Genomic DNA, 12,979 nt, shown 5'->3' with positions numbered 1-12,979 from the left:
GGGCTCTGAGGTGAGCATCGGTATCGTTTCCGCGGCCTATATCTCCGCCGCCATCCTCTTCATCCTGTCGCTCGGCGGCCTGTCCAATCAGGAGAGCGCCAAGCGTGCGGTCTGGTACGGCATCGTCGGCATGGCGCTTGCGATGGTCGCGACGGTCTTCGGGCCGGGCAGCGGCAAGCTCTGGCTCGTCATCGTCATGTTCGCCATCGCCGCCGCCATCGGCTGGCAGGTGGCGATGAAGGTGCAGATGACCGAGATGCCGCAGCTGGTCGCGGCGCTGCACTCCTTCGTCGGCCTTGCCGCCGTGTTGATCGGCTTCAACGCGCATATCGAGCTGGGGTCGGTCCAGGCGCTCGAACCGGCCGCGCGTGAGGCGCTGACCGGCTTTGCCGCTGTGCTGGCGCACAAGACCGGTGTCGAGATCAGCATCCTGAAGGTCGAGGTCTTCCTCGGCGTCTTCATCGGCGCGGTGACCTTCACCGGCTCGATCGTCGCCTTCGGCAAGCTCGCTGGCAAGGTCGACGGCAAGGCCAAGAAGCTGCCCGGCGGCCATGTGCTGAACGCCGGTGCCGCGGCGCTCTCGCTGCTGCTGCTGATCCTCTATGTGAAGGGCGCCGGCATCTGGGCGCTCATCCTGATGACGCTGCTCGCCTTCTTCATCGGCTACCACCTGATCATGGGCATCGGCGGTGCCGACATGCCGGTCGTGGTCTCCATGCTGAACAGCTATTCGGGCTGGGCGGCTGCGGCCATCGGCTTCACGCTCGGCAACGACCTGCTGATCGTCGTCGGCGCGCTGGTCGGCTCGTCCGGTGCGATCCTCAGCTACATCATGTGCAAGGCGATGAACCGGAGCTTCATCTCGGTCATCCTCGGCGGCTTCGGCAATACGACCGGCCCGGCGCAGGCGATCGAGGGCGAGCAGATCGCCATCGACGTCGACGGCGTTGCGGCGGCGTTGAACGAGGCCGACAGCGTCATCATCGTGCCCGGCTACGGCATGGCGGTGGCGCAGGCCCAGCAATCGGTCTCGGAGCTGACGCGCAAGTTGCGCGCCGCCGGCAAGGAAGTCCGCTTCGCCATCCACCCGGTCGCGGGACGCCTGCCGGGCCACATGAACGTGCTGCTCGCCGAGGCGAAGGTGCCCTACGACATCGTGCTGGAGATGGATGAGATCAACGAGGACTTCCCGGAAACGGATGTCGCGATCGTCATCGGCTCCAACGACATCGTCAACCCGGCGGCGCAGGAAGACCCCAACTCGCCGATCGCCGGCATGCCGGTGCTCGAGGTCTGGAAGGCGAAGCAGGTCTTCGTCTCCAAGCGCGGCCAGGGCACCGGTTATTCCGGCATCGAGAACCCGCTCTTCTACAAGGAGAATACGCGGATGTTCTACGGCGACGCCAAGGCGTCCGTCGACAAACTCCTCCCGCAGATCGCGTGAAGCGATCTGCGGTCACGGTTCGCGTCTCGCCTCCAATCGAAATTCAACGACGCACTGTTGAGCCCCGGCCTCGTGCTGGGGCTTGAATGCTGATGTACCGAGCCGAGCGGGCTTAGGCGTGTGACGATTTACGTGAATCGAGCATCGCTCTGCCATTCTGCTCGCACGCCTTCGCGAGACTATTAGAGCTAATCCCGACCGTGCCGCTCACGCCGTATTTGGTTGGGTGCGCGGGGCAACCCATGTGCACAAGCCCTAGCTGTGGTGTAACCGTAATCTTGGTTGCAGCCGATTCTTTCGCTTAGTCCTGCAGTGGAGATACCGCCATCATACCGATTCTGGGCCAAACAGCGGTGACCGGAAGACCGTTGGATGTCGCGAGCTATGCGCTGCTGACCCATATGGTGATGCAGGTGACCGGGCTGGGCTCAGGCGAATTCCTCCATTCCTTCGGTGATACTCATCTCGAGCAGGCCCCGCTGCGACTTTCGCGCGAGCCCCGGGCGCTCCCAAAGCCCTCGCTCAATCCGGCAGTGTCGCGGCTCGAACATTTCCAGTTCGGGGACGTGACGATCCCGGACTACGACTCCCACCCCACTATCAAGGCGCCGATCGCAGCATGACCCTCAACATCCGCTCCGCCCGCCCCGGCGAGGCCGGGCTCGTGCTCGCCTTCATCAAGGAGCTGGCCGAATACGAGAAACTGCTGCACGAGGTCGTCGCGACCGAGGCGGAGATCGGCGAGGCGCTGTCCGGCGCGAATCCGAAGGTCTTCTGCGACATTGCCGAATGGGATGGCGAACCGGTCGGCTTCGCAGTCTGGTTCTACACCTATTCGACCTTCTCGGGCCGCCATGGCATCTGGCTTGAGGACCTCTACGTCCGGCCGGGACAGCGGGGGCGCGGCATCGGCAAGGGGCTGATCGCCGGCTTGGCGCGTCGCTGCGTCGCAGAAAATCTGCCGCGCCTCGCCTGGTGGGTGCTGAACTGGAACGAGCCTTCGCGCGTTTTCTACCGGTCGATCGGTGCCAAGGCGCAGGACGAGTGGACCGTGAAGCGGCTGGAGGGCGAGGCGCTCAGGCGATTGGGCGCGGAGGGTTGAAGCCATGGAGAAGCGCCCGATCGTGGTGGTCGCGGCCGTTGCCGACAATGGCGTGATCGGCGACGACAACCGCCTGATCTGGCGGCTCAAGAAGGATCTGCAGCGGTTTCGCGGGCTGACGATGGGCCGCCCGGTGCTGATGGGGCGCAGGACCTTCCTCTCCATCGGCAAACCGCTGCCGGGGCGCGAGATCATCGTGCTGACCCGCGATCGGAGCTTCGCCCCGGACGGCGTCAGGGTCGCGCATTCGCTCGACGAGGCTCTGGCGACGGGGCAGGAGGTGGCAGCAGCGAGCGGTGCGGATTCCGTCACGGTCGCTGGCGGCGCTGAGGTTTATCGGCAGGCGCTGCCCTTCGCCGACCGGCTGGAGTTGACGCTGGTCCATGCCGAGCCGGCCGGAGACGCGCTTTTCCCCGATTGGGAGCGCGGCGCCTTCGAGGCCGGAGCAAACGAGCATCACCATGCCGATGCGGACAACGAGTATCCTTATACCTTCGTCACCTACCGCAGGCGCGGCTGATCGCCGCTTTCCGTTCACGATGAATGGCTTGCGCGGTTGACGAATCCGTGGCCCATGACCAACTCAGCCCAGCGTCTTCAGCCGAAGGCGCTGACAAGCGGCCGCTATTCGCCTATGGCTCGGCCTCGACAGAACGGAAGGGATCGGCTCGGGAATGCCTTGGAGCAATCAGAGCGGCGGTGGCAGCGGCGGGGGTGGACCCTGGGGCCAGCGCGGGGGTAGCGGTGGTGGCGGCCCATGGGGGGGCGGCTCAGGCGGAGGCAACGGCAATCCGCCCGATCTCGAGGAAATCCTGCGGCGCAGCCAGGATCGGCTGAAGAACCTGATACCGGGCGGCAATATCGGCGGGCGCGGGCTTGTGCTCGGCCTTCTGGTGCTCGTGCTGATCTGGCTCGGGTCCGGCATCTATTTCGTGCGGCCCAACGAGGTCGGCCTCAACGTCGTCTTCGGGCGCTTCGCCGGCAAGACGGGCGAGGGCGCCAACTGGAACTGGCCCTATCCGATCGGCAGCGTGATCAAGCCGCAGGTGACGAACGTCATCACCACGGAGGTTGGCTTCCGCACGGTCGAATCGGTGCGTACCTCGCGCCAGACCGACGTCATCGAAGAGAGCCTAATGCTCACCGGTGACGAGAACATCGTCGACATCGATTTCATCGTGCAGTGGCAGATCGATCCCGCCGCGCCCGAAAACTACGTCTTCAACATCCAGGATCCGCCGGGTACGGTGAAGGCCGTGGCTGAGAGCGCGATGCGCGAGATCATCGGCCGCCGCAACATCCAGCCGGTGCTGACCACTGACCGTGGCGCGATCGAGACCGAGGTGCGCCAGCTGATGCAGGAGACGCTCAACGGCTACAATGCGGGCGTGCAGATTCGTCTCGTCCAGCTCCAGAAGGTCGATCCGCCGCAGCAGGTCATCGACGCCTTCCGCGACGTCCAGGCGGCGCGCGCCGACCAGGAGCGCCTGCGCAACGAGGCGCAGACCTATGCCAACCGCGTCGTGCCGGAGTCGCGTGGCCGGGCGGCCCAGCTCGTCCAGTCGGCGGAAGCCTTCAAGGAACAGACCGTTGCCGAGGCGCGCGGTCAGGCGAGCCGCTTCAACGCGGTTTACGAGCAATACAAGAATGCTCCGGGCGTGACGCGCGAGCGTCTCTTCCTGGAGACGATGGAACGCGTGATGGGCGGGACTGACAAGATCATCCTCGACAACCCCGCGGGTGGGCAGGGCGTGGTGCCTTATCTGCCGCTCGACCAGCTCAATGCGGGCCGACAGGCCCAGGGCTCCCGTCTGCAGGGAGGGGCCAACCGATGAACGGTTCCTACCTTCGCGCGGCGCTGCTGGTCGTCGTCGCCGCCGTCGCAGTCGTGTTTTATGCCTGCACCTTCGTGGTCTCGCAGACGCAGTCGGCGATCGTGCTCCGGCTCGGCGCGGTGCGTGCCGTCAAGACTGCGCCCGGCCTCTACTTCAAGTGGTTCGCGCCGATCGAGACGGTGACGCTGCTCGACAACCGCATCCTCGATCTCGACCTGCCGGCGCAGGAAATCATCGCCTCGGACCAGAAGCGTCTCGTGGTCGATGCTTTCTCGCGCTATCGCATCTCCGATCCGCTGCGCTTCTACCAGGCGGTCAACAACATCCCTCGTGCGAACTCGCAGCTCGCCTCGATCGTGAACGGCAATGTCCGCTCGGTGCTGGCGGAAGCGACCTTCACCTCGGTGGTGCGCACCGAACGCTCGCGGCTGATGAACCGCATCCGCGACGACGTGAACCGTGAGGCGGCGCGCTTCGGCATGACGGTGGTCGATGTTCGGCTCCGGCGCGTCGACCTGCCGGCGGCGAACTCGGCGGCGGTGTTCCAGCGGATGCAGACCGAACGTCAGCGCGAGGCCGCGGAAGCCCGCGCGCTCGGCGGCCAGCAATCGCAGGAGATCAAGGCGCGGGCCGAAAGGGACGCCACCGTCATCGTCGCCGAGGCGCAGCAGCGCTCGGATGTGATCCGGGGCGAGGGCGAGGCCGAACGCAACAAGGTCTTCGCCGAAGCCTTCGGCAAGGATCCGGAGTTCTTCTCCTTCTACCGCTCGATGCAGGCCTATGAGGCCAGCATCAAGCCAGGAGACACCCGGATGGTGCTGACGCCGGATTCACCGTTCTTCCGTTACTTCAACGGTCCGAACGCGCAGCGTCAGGATGGTCAGGCGGGAGCTCCGGCGACGCCTGCCACGCCTGCACCGGCCCGGCCCTGATCATGGCGAGCGACGCGGATGCTTGATTTCGTCGCGGCGCTCGGCCTGGTCTTCGCTATCGAGGGCATCCTTTTCGCGGCGATCCCGCATCTGGCGAAGGATGCCCTGCGAAGCGCGGCGGAAACCCCGCCGGATCGGATGCGGCTCATCGGCCTCGGCTCGGCGGTGCTGGGTGTGTTCCTGGTATGGTTCGCGCGTGGTAGCTGGTAGAATGACGGCATAGGGCACGCGATCGTGTTCACTGACATGATCGTGTGTCGCCCTTCCGCCGCATTTTGGAGTTCAATCAACGCGCGCGCCTGCCTGGATCGATCGGCCCGCATCTTTCCGTCATGAGGATTCATATGGCATCGAAATCCGTTCCCGCAGTCCGGTCCGTCCGCATCGCTCTCGCTGCCGGCGTCGCTGGCCTCGCGTTGCTGGCGTCGCCGGTTCTGACGCCGGGGCACGCGCAGGCCAACACTCCGTTGCTGCAAGGGCAATCTTCCCTTGCCGATCTCGTCGACAAGGTCATGCCGGCGGTGGTCAACATCTCCGCGGTCACGACCAACGACACGAAGGGCCGCAACCTGCCGCAGCTGCCTCAGCTCGGCCCGGACACCCCCTTCGGCGACCTGTTCGAGGAGTTCTTCAACCGCCGCAACCAGCAGGGCGAGCGCCAGGCGCCGCAGCAGCGCCGCTCGCAATCGGCCGGTTCCGGTTTCGTGGTCGATCCGTCGGGCATCGTCGTCACCAACAACCACGTCATCGGTGATGCCAACGAGATCACGGTGATCTTCAACGACGGGCTCAGGCTCAAGGCCGAGGTCATCGGCAAGGACACCAAGGTCGACCTCGCCGTGCTGCGCGTGAAGCACGACAAGCCGCTGCCGGCCGTCAAGTTCGGCGATTCCGACAAAATGCGGATCGGCGACCCGGTGATGGCGATCGGCAACCCGTTCGGCCTCGGCGGCTCGGTTTCCTCGGGCATCGTTTCCGCCCGCAACCGCGACATCAGCCAGGGCCCGTACGACACCTATATTCAGACCGATGCGGCCATCAACAAGGGCAATTCGGGCGGCCCGCTGTTCAACATGGCGGGCGAAGTTATCGGCATCAACACGGCGATCCTGTCGCCGACCGGTGGCTCGGTCGGCATCGGTTTCGCAGTGCCCTCGACGCTGGCGACCAATGTCGTCGACCAGCTCAAGGAGTTCGGTGAAACGCGGCGCGGCTGGCTCGGCGTGCGCATCCAGACCGTCGATGACGCGACCGCCGAAGCGCTCGGCCTGGGCACGGCGCGTGGCGCGCTCGTCGCTGGCGTCGACGACAAGGGCCCGGCCAAGCCCGCCGGGATCGAGACCGGCGACGTCATCGTCAAGTTCGACGGCAAGGACGTGAAGGATTCGCGCGACCTGCCGCGCATCGTCGCGGCGACGCCGGTGGGCAAGGATGTGCCGATCGCAGTGATCCGCAAGGGCAAGGAAGAGGTCAAGACGGTCAAGCTGGGCCGCCTCGAGGATGGCGAGAAGGTCCAGGCGGCGTCGGCGAACAAGCCGGCCGCCGAGGCGCCCAAGCCGGCAGTGACGAGCGCGCTCGGCCTCGAGCTCTCGGCGCAGACCGATGAGCTGCGCAAGCGCTACTCGATCAAGGACGGCCTCAAGGGCGTGCTCATCACCAAGGTCGACGCCAACTCGAACGCCGCCGACAAGCGCATCCTCGTCGGCGAACTGATCGTCGAGGTCGGCCAGGAGCCGGTGAACGCTCCGCAGGACGTGACCAAGCGACTCGACACCCTTAAGAAGGAGGGAAAAAAGTCCGCCCTCCTGCTCGTCTCCAACGGCCAGGGCGAGGTCCGCTTCGTCGCCGTCTCGATGAACTGAGATACCTCGTCGGTCGTCTCTGCCGACATGGCGATCTGCTGGTTGGAAAGGAGCCCTTCACAGGGCTCCTTTTTTGTTGACGTAAGGGCGGTTGACAGATCGATGGGTTGCATTAATCATCTATAGGTTGCATTTCTTGTCTGGATGTGGTGCATGCCCGATGAGCGGCCCCCAGCAGAAACTCCTGTGCCGCCGTCGGAGCCATCGTCTTCGCACTCAGGCGGAAGGGGGACGAGCGCAGCTCAAACAGTTCCAGGCGAAGTCGCCATCTGGAAGCGTATCAAGACGCTTGCCTCGGCGCAGGTGAGCCTCGTGGGCGTCGCCCTTTTTGCGGCAGGCATCGCAATCTGGCAGTACCTGACGTTTCGAGAGGAAGAGCCGGTTACGGCGGCGTCGATTGCTGCGTCGTGGAACAGCAGCATCGCCAAGCTGGGGATCACCCCTGTGTTTCCGCCGGAGGAAGATCTCCATGTCGGCGATGTCTGGGCGGTGATCGAAGATGCCGATGAAAGCCAAGCGATTTTAGGCAAGGCGGTCAGAATCGCGCATATCAGCCTCCGCGAAGACCTGAAGCGGGAGGCAAATCTCAAGCGGCCGACATTCAGCACAACGGCCGAGCTTGAGAACGGAAAAAAGATCAGGAAACAAAGCAATTATGAGGTCGATGCCGGCGATGTCAGCGATAAAATCAAGCTGTCTCTGGCATTGTTTCCGGGCATTACGATAAATAAATCCGTCAAGGCTTCTAGCCTTATCGATAATGTCGGTCTGACATTCGGCCTTTCCAGCGGCCGAAACGACACCGAAGAAATCAAGATCCCGATATCGGAAACCTATGGCGTTTCCGCAGGTATTGCAGCGGCCCGCCTTGATATCTGGTGTAAGGACCCCCCGACGCAGCTATATTGCCGCGATGAATTTCTTCGACGCGTCATGGCGTTCGCTGTCAACGAACGTGTTCTCGCGACGAAGGATGGCGCTTACACGGCCAAGATTCAGCTCAGGCTGGTCAACCGCGTCTTCATGACCCGCGAGATCGAGCATCGCAAAACCCGTGACTTCGCGCTCGGCGCATCCGCCCGCGCTGCAGCTCCGCCTGCTGAGGCCGAACCTGTCGGAGCCGGAGCTGCATCCTCGAGCGAGGCGCGCATCAAAAGCCTGGAGGATCGCGTGTCGGCGCTGCTGAGCGGCGGGCCAGGGGGAACTTACAGCCGGGCCGACAGCAACGAGTTCGCCCTCAAACAGCTTCTGGAGCGACCGGTGGTGTTCGGCTTCAGGGCCGTCTCGACGTCGATCGTACCGTCAACACCTGGAGAGGGACGAAAATGATGATGCGTTTTCTGTCGATCGCGTTGTTGACGATCTCTGCCGGTCCGATGGCGATGGCGGAGGACAAGCCCGCTGCTCCGCGGCCCTGCGAACCGCACCCGGAATGCGTGCTGTCATCGTCCAGACTTGTCCCCGCTGCTCCGAACAGCGGTATCCGCACGCAACAACAGCCGAGCATCGCAACCGACAAGGGGCTGGTCGTTCAAGGCATATCTCCTCTCGATCGGAGCACATTCCGAGTCCCGTCGCTCGGGAAGGGTGGCATTCCGTAATCGTGAGGGCGAGGCGGACCTGGATGCGAGGGCAGCCCGGCCGTGCTTCTCATGTCGTGATTGCAGACCGGCGACGAGGGGAGCGCGCTGGCGCAGGGCGCTGGAACATGGCTAGAGCTTCGCGACGCTGCTCCGGAAGTCCGGAAGCGCCGGGAGAGGCCAGATGAAGATCAGCGAGATTCCCTTCGTCACCACGGACTGGTCGACGATCCCGCCCGAGCATCATGCAGGCGACAGCGGGGAAGCGATCTGGCGCGTCCAGTATTTCGGACCGGAGGAGAACCGCATCCGTGTGCGCATGGTCGAGTACTCACCCGGCTATGTCGCCGACCACTGGTGCTCCAAGGGCCACATCATCCTGTGCCTGGAGGGCGAGATGGAGACCACGCTCGCGGACGGGCGCGTGATGCCCCTCAGAGCCGGCATGAGCTATCAGGTCGCCGACGGCGCCGAAGCCCATCGCTCGGCGACCAAGACCGGCGCGAAGCTCTTCATCGTCGACTGAGCGGGTTTTCGGACGGGTAGATCATCCCGGGCGATCGGAGGGAGAGCCGGGGTGACACGCGCTTTCCGTATATGGATCAGGCCCGGACGATCTCGCCGCCGGTATAGCCCTGGGTGTAGAGCAGGGCGGTGAGATCGGCATGGTCGAGCCTGGCGTCGGCCGCCGCGGCAACCGCCGGCTTGGCGCGGAAGGCGGCACCCAGCCCGGCTTCGCCGAGCATGGCAAGATCGTTGGCGCCGTCGCCGACAGCCAGCGTCGCTTCAGGCGTCAAGCCGAACCGCGCGCGCAACTCGATGAGGGCGTCGAGCTTGGCCTGCTTGCCGAGGATGGGATCGGCGACCTCGCCGCGCAGGATGCCGCTATCGGCCAGCAGCAGATTGGAGCGATGCTCGTCGAAGCCGATCGTCGCGCTGATCGGGCCGGTGAACACGGTGAAGCCGCCCGAGACGAGGGCGGCGTAGGCGCCGTTGGCGCGCATGGTGCGGACGAGCTCGCGCCCGCCGGGCGTCAGGGTGATGCGGTCGCGGATGATCTCGTCGACGACCGAGAGCGGCACGCCCTTGAGCAGCGCAACGCGCTCGCGCAGTGCCGGTTCGAAATCGATCTCGCCGCGCATCGCCCGTTCGGTGATCGCGGCGACATGCTCCTTGAGCCCGACGACGGCGGCGAGCTCGTCGATGCATTCCTGGCCGATCATGGTCGAATCCATATCGGCGAGAAACAGCGCCTTGCGGCGTGTCGCTGCCGGCTGGACGATGACGTCGATCGCGGCGCCTTCCAACGCGGTCCGGATGTCGGCTTCGAGCTTGCGCGCGTCGGCGGCTTCCGCGAAGAGATCGGCGGCGATCGTGCCGTCGAGCGCGGCGGTGCGGACGGCTCCCGGAATGGTGCGGGTGAGGCGGGCGAGAAGGGCCTCGTCGACCAGCGCCTGGCCGTGGGCGGATACGAGTGTGGCGACAAGCATGCGAGGACCGGTGGGACAGGCGGAAGGACAGGTCAGGGCGGTGCTCATCGCAGGTCCGACCGCCAGCGGCAAGTCCGCGCTGGCGATCGAGATCGCGCGCCGCACCGGCGGCACCGTCGTCAACGCGGATTCCATGCAGGTCTATGCCGATCTGCGCATCCTGACGGCACGGCCGAGCGAGGCGGAGGAGGCGATGGTGCCGCACCGCCTCTACGGCCATGTCGACGGCGCCGTGAACTACTCGGCGATGCGCTATGCCGAGGATCTGGCGAAGCTGCTGGAGGATTTGCAGGCGCAGGGCTCGCTGCCGATCCTGGTCGGCGGTACGGGGCTCTATTTCAAGGCCGTGACCGAGGGGTTCTCGGCAATGCCGGCGGTTCCCGAGGGCGTAAGGGCCGCGTTTCGCGCTCACGCCGATGGGCTTGATACGGCCGCGCTCCATGCCGAGCTTGCGGCCTGCGATCCGCTGATGGCGGAGCGGCTGAGGCCGACTGACCGGATGCGGATCATGCGGGCGCTCGAAATCTTCCGCGCGACCGGGCGCTCGCTCGCAAGCTTTCAGGGCGAGCGCGAGCCGGGGCCGCTCGGCGAGGAGGGGCTGCTACGGCTGTTCATCCATCCGGAGCGGGAGACGGTGCGGCGGCAGATCGACCGGCGCTTCGAGACGATGATCGCGGCCGGTGCGCTCGACGAGGTCGCGCGGCTGAAGGCGCGCGGGCTCGATCCGCTGCTCCCGATCATGCGCGCCCATGGCGTGCCGGGGCTGATTGCCCATCTCGGTGGCGAGATCACGCTGGAGGAGGCGATCAGGCGCGGGCAGGCCGATACGCGCGCCTATGCCAAGCGGCAGGTGACCTGGTTCCGGCACCAGATGACGGGCTGGCGGGCGGTCGCGCCGGCCGCGGCGCTGGAGATCGCTTGCGAGGAGCTGGCGATCTGATCAGGCGGCCGCCACGATGGTCTCCGGCGGAGCCGCCAGGCCCAACCGGTTGCGGCCTTCGTTCTTGGCCCGGTAGAGCGCCTGGTCCGCCCGCGCCGTCAGGGATGCTAGGGCTTCGCCGGGATGACGCGCGGCGATGCCGAGGCTGGCAGTGACGCAGAGCGCCAGCGTCTCCGAAACGGGCATGGAGCGGGTGAGCAGGGTGTCCTGGATCTGGCGTGCGCTCGAAGCAGCGGAGGCCAGGTCGCAGTCCTGCAGCAGGATGGCGAACTCTTCGCCGCCGAAGCGTCCGACGAGATTGTGCTCGTTGCGAAACTGCCCGAGCAGAAGATCGGCGAAGGCGCGGATCACGGCATCGCCGGCCGGATGACCATAGCTGTCGTTGACCTGCTTGAAATGATCGAGATCGACGATGATGAGCGCGACAGCGGAGCCGTCTGCCTCGCTTGCCGCGATGGCGGCATTGGCCTTCTCGGTGAAGGAGCGGCGGTTGAGCAGCGCCGTGAGCGGGTCGGTCTCGGCCAGGCGCCTGAGCTCGCGCTCGCGCTCCTCGCGCTGGCCGATCTCCTCGGACAGCGCGCGCCGCGTAGCCCGCTCGCGGCCGATCTCCAGCGCGAGCGTGGCGGCCCGCAATTGCAGCGTCTGGTTGGCGACGGTGAGGTCGGTGATGTCGGTGAGGGTCAGCAGCAGCCCGTCCCCGAGCGGGGCGATGGCGATGCGCAGCCAGAGGGTCTTGCCCTGCTGGGTGAAGGAGGTTTCCAGCACGTCGGCGCGCTGGAGGTTCATCGCATAGACGCAGCGCTGCCAGATCGACGGGTCGGAGAGGAAGGGCAGGCTCTCTCGGCCGTCCGTATCCAGGAGATCGACGTCCGGCCGCCCGCTGAGTTCGGCTGCGCGCCGGTTGGCGGTGACGATGACGGTCTGTTCGATTCCACCGATATTGTCGCGGATGGCCCTCAGCGCCACGATGCCGCTCGGCGAGGTTTCCAGCACGGCGTTCAGCAGATCCTCGCGGAACTGCAGCGGCCGGCTGAAGGCGATGACGAAGCGGCGCCCATCCTGCGCGATCGTCGGGAGGAGCAACCGTTCCCAGAGCGCGACGCGCACCGTGCCGCTTGAGCGATGCACGGTGTAGAGCGGCCGGTTTTCGGCCAGAGCCTGGTCAAGGCTGTCGATGGTGAAGCGGGCAACCTGCGGGCGCATGCCGGAGACGCGCTGTCCCAGACGCGTGGCGCCGGAATAGCGTACGATCTCGCGCCCGAAATGCAGCCACCGGTAATCGCCGTCGCCCGTGGGTTCCAAGATCATGAGATCCTTCCCGAACAGGGGCAGGATCTCTTCGGAGAACGCTTCATAGGCGACCGGGCCATCGCCATGGCCGTGCAATGCGAACCGCTGCAGGATCTCTGCGATCTGCGCCGCATGGCTGCGTGCTGCGATATTCTCGCTGTGGACTTCGTAGTACATGTCCGTCCCGGTTCGAGCGCGCGGATACTACGAAGGACGCATTGAGAAATCGTTCCGTAACGGCACCTGATTTTTGCGTGTGCCGCAGATCGGCCGGTAACCATGTTGTTGGCGCTTGACCGACACGACGCTCTCCGCTAGCGTTTCCGCAACTTCCGCTAAGGACCGTGAGCGCGATGCGCAAGCTTATTATCGTAGAGGTGCGCTGGTAGGGGCCGGTTTCACAACCGGGCGTCCCCGACGCCAGCGCACGCCCAGGCCCCTCCGAGGGCCTTTTTTATTGCCTAAATTCCCAGACAGACCAGAAGATCAGCCTCAGGAGAGCGT

General features: G+C 65.4%; 13 protein-coding genes. 11 read left to right on the top strand and 2 right to left on the bottom strand.

The window, feature by feature from the left end:
• Positions 1-10: 10 nt before the first annotated feature.
• The 10 genes from pntB to AC1DIN_RS01615 all read left to right on the top strand — a co-directional run bounded on the left by pntB (position 11) and on the right by AC1DIN_RS01615 (position 9,281).
• Positions 11-1,444: a Re/Si-specific NAD(P)(+) transhydrogenase subunit beta gene (gene pntB / locus AC1DIN_RS01660; protein ID WP_476808440.1), complete on the top strand. Its 1,434-nt coding sequence runs from the start codon at positions 11-13 to the stop codon at positions 1,442-1,444.
• A gap of 368 nt (positions 1,445-1,812) precedes the next feature.
• Positions 1,813-2,067, top strand: coding sequence for a thymidylate synthase (locus AC1DIN_RS01655; protein WP_476808439.1), 255 nt, complete (start codon positions 1,813-1,815; stop codon positions 2,065-2,067).
• A complete protein-coding gene (locus AC1DIN_RS01650) occupies positions 2,064-2,546 on the top strand; it encodes an N-acetyltransferase family protein (protein WP_476808438.1) in 483 nt (160 codons plus the stop codon). The genes AC1DIN_RS01655 and AC1DIN_RS01650 overlap by 4 nt, the downstream gene beginning before the upstream one ends.
• A 4-nt stretch (positions 2,547-2,550) precedes the next feature.
• Positions 2,551-3,066 (top strand): dihydrofolate reductase, encoded by a 516-nt coding sequence (locus tag AC1DIN_RS01645; protein ID WP_441469625.1) that lies wholly within the window; start codon positions 2,551-2,553, stop codon positions 3,064-3,066.
• A 154-nt stretch (positions 3,067-3,220) separates the two neighbouring features.
• A complete protein-coding gene (gene hflK, locus AC1DIN_RS01640) occupies positions 3,221-4,381 on the top strand; it encodes an FtsH protease activity modulator HflK (RefSeq protein WP_441469624.1) in 1,161 nt (386 codons plus the stop codon).
• A complete protein-coding gene (hflC, locus tag AC1DIN_RS01635; RefSeq protein WP_441469623.1) occupies positions 4,378-5,313 on the top strand; it encodes a protease modulator HflC in 936 nt (311 codons plus the stop codon). The genes hflK and hflC overlap by 4 nt, the downstream gene beginning before the upstream one ends.
• A gap of 18 nt (positions 5,314-5,331) precedes the next feature.
• Positions 5,332-5,523 carry a DUF2065 domain-containing protein gene (locus tag AC1DIN_RS01630; RefSeq protein ID WP_400506061.1) on the top strand — a complete coding sequence of 64 codons (192 nt, stop codon included), beginning with the start codon at positions 5,332-5,334 and terminating at the stop codon, positions 5,521-5,523.
• Between the two features lie 134 nt (positions 5,524-5,657).
• A complete protein-coding gene (locus AC1DIN_RS01625; RefSeq protein WP_476808437.1) occupies positions 5,658-7,175 on the top strand; it encodes a DegQ family serine endoprotease in 1,518 nt (505 codons plus the stop codon).
• Positions 7,176-7,328: 153 nt separating this feature from the next.
• Positions 7,329-8,504, top strand: coding sequence for a hypothetical protein (locus tag AC1DIN_RS01620; RefSeq protein WP_476808436.1), 1,176 nt, complete (start codon positions 7,329-7,331; stop codon positions 8,502-8,504).
• A gap of 435 nt (positions 8,505-8,939) precedes the next feature.
• The gene (locus AC1DIN_RS01615) at positions 8,940-9,281 is read left to right on the top strand and encodes a DHCW motif cupin fold protein (RefSeq protein ID WP_476808435.1); all 342 of its coding nucleotides are present in this window, start codon (positions 8,940-8,942) and stop codon (positions 9,279-9,281) included.
• Between the two features lie 76 nt (positions 9,282-9,357).
• On the opposite strand, the gene serB is transcribed toward AC1DIN_RS01615, so the two are convergent.
• Positions 9,358-10,245, bottom strand: coding sequence for a phosphoserine phosphatase SerB (gene serB / locus AC1DIN_RS01610; RefSeq protein WP_476808434.1), 888 nt, complete (start codon positions 10,243-10,245; stop codon positions 9,358-9,360).
• On the opposite strand from serB, the gene miaA reads away from it, so the two are divergent.
• The gene (miaA, locus tag AC1DIN_RS01605) at positions 10,244-11,185 is read left to right on the top strand and encodes a tRNA (adenosine(37)-N6)-dimethylallyltransferase MiaA (protein WP_476808433.1); all 942 of its coding nucleotides are present in this window, start codon (positions 10,244-10,246) and stop codon (positions 11,183-11,185) included. The genes serB and miaA overlap by 2 nt on opposite strands.
• Here miaA and AC1DIN_RS01600 read toward each other — a convergent pair whose 3' ends face one another.
• Positions 11,186-12,652, bottom strand: coding sequence for a GGDEF domain-containing protein (locus AC1DIN_RS01600; protein ID WP_441469617.1), 1,467 nt, complete (start codon positions 12,650-12,652; stop codon positions 11,186-11,188).
• Positions 12,653-12,979: the final 327 nt, after the last annotated feature.

This window comes from Allobosea sp. 05T438 (assembly GCF_056396025.1).
The sequence above is the reverse complement of the archived record's forward strand: the minus strand, read 5'-3'. Positions and strand labels throughout refer to the sequence as shown.

Excerpts from the sequence above, each read along its gene's own strand:
- AC1DIN_RS01650 (WP_476808438.1), top strand. The coding sequence starts at position 2,064 with ATGACCCTCAACATCCGCTCCGCCCGCCCCGGCGAGGCCGGGCTCGTG.
- AC1DIN_RS01645 (WP_441469625.1), top strand. The coding sequence starts at position 2,551 with ATGGAGAAGCGCCCGATCGTGGTGGTCGCGGCCGTTGCCGACAATGGC.
- hflK (WP_441469624.1), top strand. The coding sequence starts at position 3,221 with ATGCCTTGGAGCAATCAGAGCGGCGGTGGCAGCGGCGGGGGTGGACCC.
- hflC (WP_441469623.1), top strand. The coding sequence starts at position 4,378 with ATGAACGGTTCCTACCTTCGCGCGGCGCTGCTGGTCGTCGTCGCCGCC.
- AC1DIN_RS01630 (WP_400506061.1), top strand. The coding sequence starts at position 5,332 with ATGCTTGATTTCGTCGCGGCGCTCGGCCTGGTCTTCGCTATCGAGGGC.
- AC1DIN_RS01625 (WP_476808437.1), top strand. The coding sequence starts at position 5,658 with ATGGCATCGAAATCCGTTCCCGCAGTCCGGTCCGTCCGCATCGCTCTC.
- AC1DIN_RS01620 (WP_476808436.1), top strand. The coding sequence starts at position 7,329 with ATGCCCGATGAGCGGCCCCCAGCAGAAACTCCTGTGCCGCCGTCGGAG.
- AC1DIN_RS01615 (WP_476808435.1), top strand. The coding sequence starts at position 8,940 with ATGAAGATCAGCGAGATTCCCTTCGTCACCACGGACTGGTCGACGATC.
- miaA (WP_476808433.1), top strand. The coding sequence starts at position 10,244 with ATGCGAGGACCGGTGGGACAGGCGGAAGGACAGGTCAGGGCGGTGCTC.
- serB (WP_476808434.1), bottom strand. The coding sequence starts at position 10,245 with ATGCTTGTCGCCACACTCGTATCCGCCCACGGCCAGGCGCTGGTCGAC.
- AC1DIN_RS01600 (WP_441469617.1), bottom strand. The coding sequence starts at position 12,652 with ATGTACTACGAAGTCCACAGCGAGAATATCGCAGCACGCAGCCATGCG.